The organism is Paraburkholderia sp. BR14312, from assembly GCF_040948675.1.
GTDB classification, from domain to species: domain Bacteria; phylum Pseudomonadota; class Gammaproteobacteria; order Burkholderiales; family Burkholderiaceae; genus Paraburkholderia; species Paraburkholderia nodosa_A.
Genome location: NZ_JBFPKI010000002.1, coordinates 551,231 through 564,465, shown reverse-complemented (window position 1 = coordinate 564,465; position 13,235 = coordinate 551,231). Strand labels below are relative to the sequence as shown.

Annotated in this window: 10 protein-coding genes; 7 read left to right on the top strand and 3 right to left on the bottom strand. The window is 65.1% G+C overall.

What is annotated here, in order from left to right:
- Nucleotides 1-24: 24 nt before the first annotated feature.
- The gene (locus AB3X98_RS08460) at nt 25-774 is read left to right on the top strand and encodes a CoxG family protein (RefSeq protein ID WP_069262840.1); all 750 of its coding nucleotides are present in this window, start codon (nt 25-27) and stop codon (nt 772-774) included.
- A gap of 59 nt (nt 775-833) precedes the next feature.
- On the opposite strand, the gene AB3X98_RS08455 is transcribed toward AB3X98_RS08460, so the two are convergent.
- Entirely contained in the window at nt 834-1,820 is a 987-nt protein-coding gene (locus tag AB3X98_RS08455; RefSeq protein WP_368610231.1) for a helix-turn-helix domain-containing protein, read from the bottom strand.
- Nucleotides 1,821-1,959: 139 nt separating this feature from the next.
- On the opposite strand from AB3X98_RS08455, the gene AB3X98_RS08450 reads away from it, so the two are divergent.
- Nucleotides 1,960-2,601 carry a cysteine hydrolase family protein gene (locus AB3X98_RS08450; RefSeq protein WP_368607039.1) on the top strand — a complete coding sequence of 214 codons (642 nt, stop codon included), beginning with the start codon at nt 1,960-1,962 and terminating at the stop codon, nt 2,599-2,601.
- 67 nt (nt 2,602-2,668) lie between these two features.
- Here the strand turns inward: AB3X98_RS08450 and AB3X98_RS08445 are convergent, their stop codons facing one another.
- Nucleotides 2,669-3,322 carry a TetR family transcriptional regulator gene (locus AB3X98_RS08445; protein ID WP_069262837.1) on the bottom strand — a complete coding sequence of 218 codons (654 nt, stop codon included), beginning with the start codon at nt 3,320-3,322 and terminating at the stop codon, nt 2,669-2,671.
- Nucleotides 3,323-3,757: 435 nt separating this feature from the next.
- On the opposite strand from AB3X98_RS08445, the gene AB3X98_RS08440 reads away from it, so the two are divergent.
- The 5 genes from AB3X98_RS08440 (at nt 3,758) to AB3X98_RS08420 (ending at nt 11,104) form a co-directional block, all read left to right on the top strand.
- Nucleotides 3,758-5,020: an efflux RND transporter periplasmic adaptor subunit gene (locus AB3X98_RS08440; protein WP_069262836.1), complete on the top strand. Its 1,263-nt coding sequence runs from the start codon at nt 3,758-3,760 to the stop codon at nt 5,018-5,020.
- A gap of 15 nt (nt 5,021-5,035) precedes the next feature.
- Nucleotides 5,036-8,314, top strand: a complete 3,279-nt coding sequence (locus AB3X98_RS08435) for an efflux RND transporter permease subunit (protein WP_368607038.1) — start codon at nt 5,036-5,038, stop codon at nt 8,312-8,314.
- Nucleotide 8,315: 1 nt separating this feature from the next.
- Nucleotides 8,316-9,857 (top strand): efflux transporter outer membrane subunit, encoded by a 1,542-nt coding sequence (locus tag AB3X98_RS08430; RefSeq protein ID WP_368607037.1) that lies wholly within the window; start codon nt 8,316-8,318, stop codon nt 9,855-9,857.
- A gap of 252 nt (nt 9,858-10,109) precedes the next feature.
- Nucleotides 10,110-10,667, top strand: a complete 558-nt coding sequence (locus tag AB3X98_RS08425; protein ID WP_368607036.1) for a nucleotidyltransferase domain-containing protein — start codon at nt 10,110-10,112, stop codon at nt 10,665-10,667.
- Nucleotides 10,667-11,104, top strand: coding sequence for a hypothetical protein (locus AB3X98_RS08420; protein WP_368607035.1), 438 nt, complete (start codon nt 10,667-10,669; stop codon nt 11,102-11,104). Before AB3X98_RS08425 ends, AB3X98_RS08420 begins: the two co-directional genes overlap by 1 nt.
- 182 nt (nt 11,105-11,286) lie before the next feature.
- On the opposite strand, the gene AB3X98_RS08415 is transcribed toward AB3X98_RS08420, so the two are convergent.
- Nucleotides 11,287-12,741 carry a nucleobase:cation symporter-2 family protein gene (locus AB3X98_RS08415; RefSeq protein WP_069262833.1) on the bottom strand — a complete coding sequence of 485 codons (1,455 nt, stop codon included), beginning with the start codon at nt 12,739-12,741 and terminating at the stop codon, nt 11,287-11,289.
- Nucleotides 12,742-13,235 lie beyond the last annotated feature (494 nt).

Genomic DNA, 13,235 nt, shown 5'->3' with positions numbered 1-13,235 from the left:
GTAGCTTGCATAGGGGGAGCCGCCATGGAACTGAACGACGCGTTGAGAATTCCGCTCGAACCGGCCGCCGTCTGGGCGGCGCTGCAGGACGTCGCGCTCGTGCGCGCGAGCATGGAGCATTGCGAGTCGTTCAGGCGGCTCGGCCCCGGCGAATACGCGATCACCCTCACGGTGCCGCTCGGGCCGCTGCGCGCACGCTATGAAGTGCGCGCCCACATTGCCAATGACACGGCGCAGGTGCCCCTCACGCCCCGGCGCGTGCTGAGCTTTCGCGCCCGCGCGGACGGCATCGGCTCGCTGCGCGGCCAGATCGACGTCGCGCTGCGCCCCGAAGAGCGCGCCACGGCGCGGGAGCCGGGTACGGGCAAGGATGTGAGCACGCGGATCGACTACTCGGTGTGGGCCACGCTCACGGGCCCGCTTTCCGAGTTGCCGCCGCGCCAGATCGAGAACGCGCTGCACGAACTGGCCGACGACTTCTTCACGGAGTTCTGCGCCGTGGTTGCGGTCAAGCACGGCCAGGCGCCGAACCGCGTGGCGGGCGAGCAGCCGCGCCGGCAGCATGTGTTCCTGCGGCCGATCAACCTCGCCGGTCTCGCCCGGCGTGCGCATATCCTGCCACAGCACCACGCGGGCGGAACGCTCTCGGGCCGCGCCGCAAGCACGCTGAATCACGAGCCGCCGCAGCACGCCATGCCCTATTGGGCGTGGGCTGCGATGATCTTTTTCGTGGCGTTGCTGCTTTATGCTGCGCGCTGGTTCACCGGGACCTGAATTCGGCGCTGCCCGGCGCGCGCAAGGTGCGCCGAGCGTCGAACCGCTCATCGAACCGCTTACACCCCCCGAAACTCCCGCCGCCACGCCGACGGCGAAATCCTGAACGCTTCCACGAAATGCTGACGCAGCGACGCGGCCGAGCCAAAGCCCGCGCGCTGGGCGATCGCGTCGATCGGCTGATCGGTGCTTTCGAGCAACTGCTGCGCGCGGGCGAGGCGCTCGCCGAGCAGCCACGCGCTCACCGTCGTTCCCGTCGTCGAACGAAACTGGCGCGTGAAGGTGCGCCGGCTCATCAGGGCGCGCTGCGCGAGCGAGTCGAGCGTGTGGGGCGCGTCGAGGTGGGCGCGAATCCAGTCGAGCAGACCCGGCAGCCGCTCGCCGCGCCCGGGCGCCGCAAGCGGCTGTTGTACGTACTGGGCCTGGTTGCCCTGGCGATGCGGCGGCACGACGAGCCGCCGCGCCACGTAGTTCGCGGCGCCCGAGCCGCACAGCCGCCGCATGAGATGCAGGCAGCAATCGAGTCCCGCCGCGGTGCCCGCCGAGGTCAGCAGGTCGCCGTCGTCGATGTAGAGCACGCCGGGATCGAAGCGTACGGCCGGAAAGCGCTGCGCGAAGTCGTCCGCCGCGGCCCAGTGCGTGGTGCCCGGGCGGCCGTCGAGCAGGCCCGCATGCGCGAGCACGTAGGCGCCGAGGCAGAGCCCGACGAGGATCGCGCCGCTCGCGTGCGCGTCACGCAGCGCGTCGCAAAGCGCGGCGGGTGGCGCCTCGTGGGTGTCGCGCCAGCTCGGCACGACGATCACGTCCGCGCCGCGCAGCCCCTCGAGGCCCTGCGGCGCGCCGATCGTGAAGCCTGCCGTGGTGGTGAGCGTGCCGGGCTCCGCCGCGCAGACTGCGAGTTCGAACGGCGGCACGCCGCCTTCGCTGCGGTCTTCGCCGAACACGACGCAAGGCACCGAGAGATGGAACGGACTGATGCGGTCGAAGGCGATCACGGCGACGCGCAAGGGGGCCGGTGACGGAGCCTGACGAGTAGCGGTGGCCATGACGAGTCCCGAAGAGGAATGGCCCGATTCTAGCGAAAGTTGTCGTCCGGGCCACTGTCGCGTGGGCGCTCGCGGCGCCACAATCCCGCCATCGACTTCGCGTCTTCGGACCGGTCGGTTCCTTTCAAACCCAGGAGGCATGGCCATGTCCGCGAATCCGCGCCGGGCGCTCGTCGTCATCGACGTGCAGAACGAATATGTCAGCGGCGATCTGCCGATCGAATATCCCCCCATCGAGACGTCGCTTGCCAATATCGGCCGCGCGATCGACGCTGCGCGCGCGGCCGGCGTGCCGGTCGTGGTGATGCAGAACTTCGCCCCGGCGGACTCGCCGCTCTTTGCGCGCGGCAGCGTGGGCGCCGAACTGCATCCGGTCGTGGCCTCGCGCGAGCGCGATCACTACGTCGAAAAAGCGCTGCCGAGCGCCTTCGCGGGCACCGATCTCAAGGCCTGGCTGACCGATCGCGGCATCGACACGCTCACGGTAGTGGGCTACATGACGCATAACTGCGACGCCTCGACGGTGTTCGAGGCGACCCACGCGGGTCTTGCCGTGGAGTTTCTCGCCGATGCGACCGGTTCGGTGCCGTATGCAAACGAGGCGGGAACGGCGAGCGCCGAGGAGATCCACCGCGTATTCAGCGCAGTGATGCACACGCGTTTCGCTGCGGTCGTGAACACGGATGCCTGGCTTGCCGCCGTCGAACAAGGCGTGCCGCTCGCGCGCGACAACATCTACGCGTCGAATCAACGGGCCCGGGCGACCCGCGTGCCGGCCTGAGCGCTCAAGAAAAAGGCGGCCCGTCGGTGGGCCGCCTGGTTCGATCCGGGAACTGCGCGCGTAGGCGTCAGGCTTGCGACGCGCTCGCGCCGATGCGCAGCGACGGGCTGAAGCGCAGCGCGTCGAGCATCGCGTCGACGTGCAGTTCGGCGTTGCTCGCCACGTCGAACGCGTCCGGCAGGATCGCCATATCGCGCAGCGCGCCGCCGATGAACGAATGGAGCACGCGCGAAGCGCGCTTGGCGTCGAGGTCGGCGGGCAGCTGGCCCTTCGACATCGCATTGCGCAAACCCTGTTCGATGCTCGCCAGGCCCTCGCGCATATCGGTCTGATGGCGCGCCATCACCGGGCCCATCTCCTCGACGAACTCACACTTCAGGAACAGGATCTCGAACACGCGGCGGCGGCGCACGTCGGTCGCCGTATTGCGCAGACACAGAATGCAGAGATCGCGCATGCGCCCGAGCGGGTCGGGCTCGCCGGGATCCGTCGATGCCACCTTCAGCTCGTCGAGCGGCAGCACCACGCGGTCGAACATGGCCGTGAACAGGTCGCCCTTGTTCTCGAAATGCCAGTAAATCGCGCCGCGCGTCACGCCCGCGGTCTGGGCGATGTCGGCCAGCGAAGTGCGCGACACGCCCTTCTCGTAAAAGACGTGTTCGGCGGCGTCGAGGATCCGGTTGCGCGTCTCCAGCGCTTCCTCTTTCGTGCGGCGGGCCATTTTGTAAAGTCGGTGCGTTGCAGCAGGTTGGGGGTGAATGAACGTATTTGGGGTGCGAACCGTAATGTATTGATTTGTAATATGGAGGTGATGCGCGGATCGCTCCTGAAGCACCCCTCAACGGTTAAGTAACGTCCTTTTACATTCGTTCGCGAATGTATCTATAATAGCACCCCACCACCTGGGTGCCTCAAATGGTGATGTCCGGTTAATATCCGTCCTTGGCCAAGTGGTCGTAGAAACCCCAATGCGCGACGCCTCTCGCGGCGGCGCGTGGCAGTATCGCCCGGACGGATGTGCAGACCGGAACGCGCCTTCTAGAAGAAGTACCGGGTTTATCCGTCAGGTATTTGCCAGATGCTGGCGTGCGTGGTCGTCCTCCTCGTTGCAGGACGCCGCACGCTTTTATTGTCAGTTATAGACAGAGGTCGCTCCATGCGCGTCGAACGGGTTCCATTCCGCCTAATCAGTGTCGCGACGGCTGCCATCGTGCTCGCAGCCTGCGGGCAAAAGCAGTCGGCGCCGCCGCCGCAAACCCCCGAAGTGGGTATCGTCACCGTCCAGCCGTCCGCCGTGCCGGTCGTCTCCGAGCTTCCCGGCCGCACCAGTGCCTATCTCGTCGCGCAAGTGCGCGCACGGGTGGACGGCATCGTGCTGCGCCGCGAATTCACCGAAGGCGCGCTCGTCAAGGCCGGTCAGCGGCTCTACAAGATCGATCCGGCGCCGTACATCGCTGCGCTGAACAATGCCAAGGCCACGCTCGCCAAGGCGCAGGCCAACCTCGTCACGCAGAACGCGCTGGTCGCGCGCTACAAGGTGCTGGTGCAGGCCAACGCGGTGAGCAAGCAGGACTACGACAACGCCATTTCCGCCCAGGGCCAGGCCGCAGCCGACGTCGCCGCCGGCAAGGCCGCCGTCGACACGGCACAGATCAACCTCGGCTACACCGACGTCACTTCGCCGGTCTCGGGCCAGGTCGGCATCTCGCAGGTCACGCCGGGCGCGTACGTGCAGGCGAGCGCGGCCACGTTGATGTCGACGGTGCAGCAGCTCGATCCGATGTACGTGGACGTCACGCAGTCCAGCCTCGAAGGCCTGAAGCTGCGCCGCGAGATCCAGGAAGGACGCCTGAAGACCAACGGCCCGAACGCCGCCAAGGTCTCGCTCGTCCTCGAAGACGGCCGCACCTATTCGGAAAAGGGCAAGCTCCAGTTCTCCGACGTCACCGTCGACCAGACCACGGGCTCGGTCACGGTTCGCGCGATTTTCCCGAACGCCGACCGCGTGCTGCTGCCGGGCATGTTCGTGCGCGCGCGCATCGAAGAAGGCATCAACAACAACGCGTTCCTCGTGCCGCAGGTCGGCGTACAGCATGACCAGAAGGGGCAGGCCTCGGTGTACGTCGTCAACCAGGACAACAAGGTCGTGCCGACGCCGATCACCACGGCGGGCACGCAGGGTCAGGACTGGGTCGTTCAGAGCGGTCTGAACGCCGGCGACCGCGTGATCGTTCAGGGCACCGACAAGGTCAAGCCGGGTGCGCAGGTCAAGCCGGTTCCCGCGCAGCTGCCGCCGCCGCCGCCGCAGGGCGCGCCTTCGGCCGACATGGCAACGGCTTCGGGCTACGCGAACGCCGCCAGCGCCGCATCGGGGCCGAAGGCTGCCTCGGCTGCACCTGCCGCCTCCGCAGCGCAATAACGGGGAGCCTGCTTCATGGCAAAGTTCTTTATTGATCGCCCAATCTTTGCATGGGTGATCGCCATCATCCTGATGCTGGCGGGTGTGGCCTCGGTGTTCACGCTGCCGGTCGCGCAGTATCCGACCATCGCGCCGCCTTCCATCCAGATCAGCGCGAACTATCCGGGCGCATCGGCCAAGACGGTGGAAAACACGGTCACGCAGGTGATCGAGCAGCAGATGAGCGGTCTCGACCACCTGCTGTACATCTCGTCGACTTCCGATGACTCGGGTACGGCTACGATCACGCTGACTTTCGCGGCGGGCACCAACCCCGACATCGCGCAGGTGCAGGTGCAGAACAAGCTGCAGCTCGCCACGCCGATCCTGCCGCAGGTGGTGCAGCAGCTCGGCATCAGCGTCACGAAATCGAGCAGCAGCTTCCTGCTGGTGCTCGCGTTCGTGTCCGAAGACGGCAGCATGACCAAGTACGACCTCGCGAACTACGTGGCGTCGAACGTGAAAGACCCGATCAGCCGTATCGACGGCGTGGGTACGGTCACGCTGTTCGGCTCGCAGTACGCGATGCGCGTGTGGCTCGATCCAAACAAGCTCACGAACTTCCAGCTAACGCCAACCGACGTCACAGCGGCAATCACCGCGCAGAACGTGCAGATCGCGGGCGGTCAGCTGGGCGGCACGCCGGCGGTGGCGGGGCAGGCGTTCCAGGCGACCATCACCGAATCGACGCTGCTGCAGACGCCCGAACAGTTCGGCAACATCCTGCTGAAGGTGAACCAGGACGGCTCGCAGGTGCGCTTGAAGGACGTGGCGCGTATTGGTCTGGGTGGCGAAAACTACAACTTCGACACGAAGTACAACGGTGCGCCGACGGCCGGTCTGGGCATTCAGCTCGCGACGGGCGCCAACGCGCTGCAGACCGCGAAGCTCGTGCGCCAGAAGATCGACGACCTCTCGAGGTACTTCCCGCACGGTCTCGTCGTGAAGTACCCGTATGACACGACGCCGTTCGTGCGCCTGTCGATCGAGGAAGTGATCAAGACGCTGCTGGAAGGCATCGTGCTGGTGTTCCTCGTGATGTACCTGTTCCTGCAGAATCTGCGCGCGACGTTGATTCCGACGATCGCGGTGCCGGTGGTGCTGCTGGGCACGTTCGCGATCATGGCGGCGGTGGGCTTCTCGATCAACACGCTGTCGATGTTCGGTCTCGTGCTCGCCATTGGCCTGCTGGTGGACGACGCGATCGTGGTCGTGGAGAACGTCGAGCGGGTGATGGTGGAAGAGGGGTTAGGGCCGAAGGAGGCCACTCGCAAGGCGATGGGCCAGATTACCGGCGCACTCGTTGGCGTGGCGCTCGTGCTTTCCGCGGTGTTCGTGCCGGTGGCGTTCTCGGGCGGCTCGGTCGGCGCCATCTACCGGCAGTTCTCGCTCACGATCGTGGCGGCGATGGTGCTGTCCGTGCTCGTCGCGCTGATTCTCACGCCGGCGTTGTGCGCGACCATCCTCAAGCCGATTCCGAAGGGTCATCACGAAGAGAAGAAGGGCTTCTTCGGCTGGTTCAACCGTACGTTCGAGACGAGCCGCGACAAGTATCACTCCGGCGTGCACCACGTGATCAAGCGCTCGGGCCGCTGGCTCATCATCTATCTCGCGGTGATCGTCGCGGTTGGCCTGCTGTTCGTGCGCCTGCCGAAGTCGTTCCTGCCCGATGAAGACCAGGGCACGATGTTCGTGATCGTGCAGACGCCCGTGGGCTCGACCCAGGAAACGACGGCACGCACGCTCGCCAACATCCAGAACTGGCTGCTCAAGGACGAAGGCAGCATCGTCGAGTCGGTGTTCACGGTGAACGGCTTCAGCTTCGCGGGCCGTGGCCAGAACTCGGGTCTCGTGTTCGTACGGATGAAGGACTACAAGCAGCGTCAGAACGCGGACCAGAAGGTCCAGGCGCTGGTGCGGCGTATGTTCATGCACTATGCGGGCTACAAGGACGCGATGGTGTTCCCGGTGAATCCGCCTTCGATTCCTGAACTCGGCACCGCGTCGGGCTTCGACTTCGAATTGCAGGACCGCGGAGGTCTCGGTCACGAGAAGCTAATGGAAGCGCGCAACATGCTGCTCGGCATGGCTGCGAAGGATCCGACGCTCGCACTCGTGCGCCCGAACGGCCTGAACGACACGCCGCAGTTCACCGTGGACATCGACCGCGAAAAGGCCGAGGCGCTCGGTGTGACGGCGGCCGCGGTCGACCAGACCTTCTCGATCGCGTGGGCGTCGGCGTACGTGAACAACTTCCTCGACACGGACGGCCGTATCAAGAAGGTGTACGTGATGGCCGATGCACCGTTCCGCATGACGCCGGAGGACATGAACCTCTGGTACGTGCGCAACAGCGCGGGCGGAATGGCGCCGTTCGGCTCGGTCGCGAAAGGCCGCTGGACCTTCGGTTCGCCGAAGCTCGAACGCTACAACGGCATTTCCTCTCTGGAAATCCAGGGTCAGGCGGGGCAGGGCAAGTCGACCGGCCAGGCCATGACGGCCATGGAGCAGATCGCGGCGAAGCTGCCCGCGGGTATCGGCTACGAATGGACGGGGCTCTCGTATCAGGAGCGCCAGTCGGGCTCGCAGGCGCCGATCCTGTACGGCATCTCGATCCTCGTCGTGTTCCTGTGTCTCGCGGCGCTGTATGAAAGCTGGTCGATTCCGTTCGCGGTCATCATGGTGGTGCCGCTCGGCGTGCTCGGTGCGCTGCTGGCGGTGACCTTGCGCGGCCTCGAGAACGACGTGTTCTTCCAGGTGGGCCTGCTAACCACTGTGGGTCTGTCGGCGAAGAACGCGATTCTGATCGTGGAGTTCGCGCGCGACCTGCAGGCCGAAGGGAAGATGGGACCGATCGAGGCAGCGCTCGAAGCTTCGCGACTGCGTCTGCGGCCGATTCTGATGACGTCGATGGCGTTCATTCTCGGCGTGCTGCCGCTCGCGATCAGTAACGGCGCGGGTTCGGCTTCGCAGCACGCGATCGGCACGGGCGTGATCGGCGGGATGATCACGGCCACGTTCCTCGCGATCTTCATGATCCCGATGTTCTTCGTGGTGATTCGCGCGAAGTTCGCCGGCGAGAAGGAGGACGCGGACGTCGCGCTCCAGCACTACGAAGAGCACCACGCGCACGACCATGACCAGGAGCAGGGCGGCGGCGCGAATGGTGGTGGCGCTCAGGGTGGCAATGACCGTGGCGGTGAAGGCGGCAACGACGGCAGCAACGGCGACGGCCCGGGCAAGGAAGGACATTGAGATGCATAAACTATCCGTAATTGCAGCGGCCGCTGCGCTCCTCGCGGGTTGCACGATGGAGCCGTGGTACCACCGGCCTGAAGCGCCGGTGTCGCAGAGCTTCCCGCAAGGCGGCGTGTACGCGACGCAGCCGGTTGCCGGGGGCGCGAATGGCCAGAACGGCCAGGCCGCCCCGAGCGCCAATGGCGCCGCGGCTACCGACATCGGCTGGCGCGAGTTCTTCGTCGATCCGCGTCTGCAGCAGCTCGTCGACATCGCGCTGAAGAACAACCGCGATCTGCGCGTGTCGGTGCTCAACGTCGAGGCGGCGCGCGCGCAGTATCAGATCACGCGCGCGGAGCTGTTCCCGGCAATCAACGGCGTGGCCACGGACACGCGCACGCGCACACCGAGGGATCTGCTGACCACACCGAACAGTCCGAACCCGTACAGCGTCTACAACGTGGGCGTGCAGGCGTCGTGGGAGCTGGACTTCTGGGGGCGCATCCGCAGCCTGAAGGACCAGGCGTTGGCGCAGTACCTCTCGACGGCGTATGCACGCAAGGCAGCGGAAATCACGCTGGTTTCGGAAGTCGCGGACCAGTACCTGACCATGCTCTCCGACGACGACCTGCTCAAGGTCACGCAGGAAACGCTCAAGACGGCGCAGGACTCGTACAACATCGCGAAGGCGCAGTTCGATACGGGCACCGGCACCGAGCTCGATTTGCGTCAGGCGCAGACCGTGGTCGAGAACGCGCAGGCCAACATGCAGGCGCAACTTCGCGCACGCGCCCAGGCCGAAAACGCACTCGTGCTGCTGATCGGCGAGCCGCTGCCGGCGGATCTGCCGCAAGGCCTGCCGCTCGACGGCCAGCCGCTGGTCAACGACATTCCGGCAGGCCTGCCTTCTGATCTGCTCACGCGTCGTCCGGACATCATGCAGGCTGAGCAAACGCTGCTTGCGGCAAACGCCAATATCGGCGCGGCGCGTGCGGCGTTCTTCCCGAAGATCTCGCTCACGGCGGCGTTCGGCACCGAAAGCCTCTCGCTCGGCGGCCTCTTCAAGGCGGGCACGGCGGCATGGAGTTTCGTGCCGCAGATCACGCTGCCGATCTTCGAAGGCGGCTCGAACATCGCGAACCTGCAACTCGCGAACGTCGAGAAGCGCATCGAGATCGCCAACTACGAGAAGTCGATCCAGTCGGCGTTCCGCGAAGTGGCCGACGGCCTGGCTGCACGGGGCACCTACGACGAGCAGATCGCCGCGCTCGAGCGCAGCACTTTTGCGAACCAGCGCTCGCTCACGCTATCGGAACTGCGCTACAAAAACGGCGTGGACAGCTATCTGCCGGTGCTGGCCGCGCAGACCAGCCTCTACACGGCGCAGCAGTCGCTCGTCACGGCGCGCCTTGCGCGCCTGACCAACCTCGTCGATCTGTATCGCGCGCTGGGCGGCGGCTGGATCGCGCATGCAGGCGAGACGCCGCGCGAGCCCGATGCGCCAGCCGATTACGGCGCGGCCAGCGCGCCGGCGGCGGCTTCGGCGGCTACGGCGGGATGATGCCCTTCGTCGCGTGTTAAACGCGTAAGCGCGTGAAGTAGCAAACGGACGCCTCAGTCAATGACTGGGGCGTTTTCTTTGGTTTCTCCAGAAGCCAAGGCGCTACGCGCACACGTTGTCGAATACCACGACGCTGTGGGTGCTGATCGGAGTCCTCGCGAATCCTTATTTTAGGGATTTTTGTCCCTGTATTGGGGATTTTCCTGTTAATCCCTATAATGGGGTTATATATACCTAATAAGAGGATCTGCTGTGGGCCTTGCCGACTTTCTCCTCACACCGGGCCTGCAACGAGTTCTCGGTGCCACGCTGCTGCAGCCCGACCGCAGTTTTACGCTCCAGGAACTGCTGCGTCTTGCCGATAGTGGGCGCGGTAGCGCCCAAAAGCAGGTGGACCGACTGGTTGCGGTCGGTGTACTTCAGGAAGATGCTCGACGAGGTCGGCAGAGAAGCATCCGCGCGAATACCGAATTTGTTCTCTATCCCGAGTTGCTTAGCATCGCGCGCAAGTCATTCGCCGTTGCGGAGCCGCTGAAAGAAGCCCTCGCGCCTTTTGCCGAACACATCACGTCGGCGTTCGTCTTCGGCTCCGTGGCCAAAGGCACCGACGGAGGTCGAAGCGATCTCGACCTGATTGTTATCGGGAGCGTTCCGCTCCTCGAGCTATCCGAGGCCCTGCATGCGGCCGAGCAACGTTTGTTGCGCCCCGTCAATTTCTCGCTGTATGAGCCTTCTGAATGGGCTGCGTTGGTAGCTTCTGACGCTATCGTTGCGCAAATCGCACAAGGTCCCACTCTGAGAATACTGTGATGCCGCGCCCTGCTGAATACGAGAACCTCATCAAGACAAAAGCCTTCGAGGCGGTCACCCCCACGCCCGGGGCGATCACCAGTTTCCTGCGTAACGCGGCCGACTATAAGGCCGCAGCGGATGGACTGGATCCCAGCCGACATCTGCAAGTCTTCACCTTGGCCTATGAAGGCTATTTCCAGTTGGTCCACGCCATTCTGGAATGCTACGAAGTGCGCATCAAAGACGCTGGCCGTAACCTGGCCATCCAGCGCGTGTCCACATCGCTGGGCGTGACCACGCAGGAATTTGCCTTCATCACGAAAGCCCACGAACGTCGCAACGGGACCTCCTACGTTTCACCATTTCCGCCGGTGTCGAAGGCTGAGGCCGCTGCCATGCTGAGCATCCTGGCCAGGTACTTGCCCGTTGCGCACGCCTTGACCAGGACGCCGTGAGGTCCACGTTTGCAGAACGGCCTGGCAATGCTTTAGCAAAAAAAAAGCGCCATGGTTTCCCATGGCGCCGAACCAGCAAAAGACCCCGCCCGCCTGTGTATGGATGGGCACCTGCGAGCGGGGCACCTCTCGCGTCAACTCAATACATTCAAACCCGGTTCGATCAGTGCAGTGAGATCGACTCAGTGCGCGGCCGAGCGCGGCATTTCGTGGCCCGTATCCGGCGTCGGCGCGGCATCGGGGCGGCCTTCGAAATCGTGCCCGGCGCGGCGGATGGCGCGCTCGGCGGCTTTCTCGCTCTTCGCACCGTTGAAGATCAGGTTCAGCACCACCGCCGAAACCGAAGCGAGCAGGATGCCGCTATGGAGCAGCGGCGAAAGCGCGGGCGGCAGCTTGGCGAAGAAGTGCGGCGACACCACCGGCACGAGGCCGAAACCCACGCTCACGGCCACGATGAAGAGGTTGTGCTGGTTCTTCACGAAGTCCACGCGAGAGAGCACCTTGATGCCGTTCGCCGCCACCATGCCGAACATCACGATGCCTGCGCCGCCCAGGACGAAGGCGGGCACGGAGGCGACCATCTGCGCCATCTTCGGAAAGAGGCCGAGCAGCACGAGAATCACGCCGCCCATCGCGCACACATAGCGGCTCTTCACGCCCGTCACGCCGATCAAGCCCACGTTCTGCGAGAACGACGTATGCGGGAACGAGTTGAAGATGCCGCCGATCATCGTGCCGAGACCGTCGACGCGCAGGCCGCGCACGAGCGTGGCCTGATCGACGGGGCGCTCGACCATGTCGCCCACGGCGAGGAACATGCCCGTCGATTCGATGAAGGTGACGAACATCACGATCACCATCGTCGCGATCGGCAGGATGTGGAACTTGGGCATGCCGAAGTGGAACGGCATGACGATGCCGACCCACGGCGCGCTGGCCATGCCTTCGAGGTTCACGCGACCGAGCGCAAGCGCGATGGCGAAGCCCGCGACGATGCCGAGCAGCACCGAGATATTGGCGATGAAGCCGCGCCCGAACTTGTTGATGAGCAGGATCAGCATCAGCACGAGCAGCGAGAGGCCGAGGTAGATCGGGTTGCCGTAGTCGGGGTTGCCCACGCCGCCCGCGGCCCAGTTGATGCCCACTTCCATGAGCGAGAGGCCGATCACTGCGATCACGGTGCCCACCACAACAGGCGGGAAGAAGCGCAGCAGCTTGCCGATCATCGGCGCGATCACGATGCCGATTGCGCCCGCCGCGATGGTCGAGCCGAAGATGTCGAGCAGGCCGAGCGACGGATTGGTGCCGATGGCGATCATCGGACCCACCGAGGCGAACGTGCAGCCCATGATCACGGGCAGGCGGATGCCGAAGATCCACAGGCCGAGCGTCTGGATCAGCGTGGCGATGCCGCAGGCGAACAGATCGGCGCTGATGAGGAAGGCGACCTGGTCCTTCGGCAGCCCGATCGCGCCGCCGACGATGAGCGGCACGGCCACCGCGCCTGCGTACATCACGAGCACGTGCTGGATGCCGAGTGTCAGCAGCTGGCTGAACGGCAGGCGCTCGTCGCAGGGGTGGACCTGCTTCTGGCCAGACCGCTGGGCGGCCTGGTCCTCAATGCCCTTGGCTTGCATGTCGTCTGTCTCCGTCTCTTGGTTTAAGGGTATGGCCTCCAAGGTATGCGGTAAGAAAATATGCAACAAGACCACTGGAGACTATTCCGCGCTTTCCGGCGACGATATGCGCCCGTCGGGACGGGCCGGCGACATAAGGGTGGGATCGGCGCGCGTGGCGGCATCATGGCGGCGTCGTGAGGCGCCGGTTCGGACCGCGCGTACGGCGGCTCAAGGCGGGGAGCCCCCTGTTTGCGGCGATTGGGCGGCTTCGCGCTGTGGGTGCCGCGGCGCGGCGTGGCGGTACGGCGCCATGGCGGAGCGCGTGCAGGTGGCTCGAAGTGAGGCCGGCGATGCCCAGCGGGTCATGTCATCTATGGCAGCGTCGTTATGATCTCTATTTCGAATGCGCAATGTGAGCCATTTTGCATCCCGCGAACACCCACCGGGTTAACCCGCAAATGGGCATGATTCGCGTCGAAATCGGCTGCGTTGCACGCGGGTTCGCGGCAGGT

Excerpts from the sequence above, each read along its gene's own strand:
- AB3X98_RS08450 (WP_368607039.1), top strand. The coding sequence starts at position 1,960 with ATGGCCATGTCCGCGAATCCGCGCCGGGCGCTCGTCGTCATCGACGTG.
- AB3X98_RS08455 (WP_368610231.1), bottom strand. The coding sequence starts at position 1,820 with ATGGCCACCGCTACTCGTCAGGCTCCGTCACCGGCCCCCTTGCGCGTC.
- AB3X98_RS08440 (WP_069262836.1), top strand. The coding sequence starts at position 3,758 with ATGCGCGTCGAACGGGTTCCATTCCGCCTAATCAGTGTCGCGACGGCT.
- AB3X98_RS08430 (WP_368607037.1), top strand. The coding sequence starts at position 8,316 with ATGCATAAACTATCCGTAATTGCAGCGGCCGCTGCGCTCCTCGCGGGT.
- AB3X98_RS08420 (WP_368607035.1), top strand. The coding sequence starts at position 10,667 with ATGCCGCGCCCTGCTGAATACGAGAACCTCATCAAGACAAAAGCCTTC.
- AB3X98_RS08460 (WP_069262840.1), top strand. The coding sequence starts at position 25 with ATGGAACTGAACGACGCGTTGAGAATTCCGCTCGAACCGGCCGCCGTC.
- AB3X98_RS08445 (WP_069262837.1), bottom strand. The coding sequence starts at position 3,322 with ATGGCCCGCCGCACGAAAGAGGAAGCGCTGGAGACGCGCAACCGGATC.
- AB3X98_RS08435 (WP_368607038.1), top strand. The coding sequence starts at position 5,036 with ATGGCAAAGTTCTTTATTGATCGCCCAATCTTTGCATGGGTGATCGCC.
- AB3X98_RS08415 (WP_069262833.1), bottom strand. The coding sequence starts at position 12,741 with ATGCAAGCCAAGGGCATTGAGGACCAGGCCGCCCAGCGGTCTGGCCAG.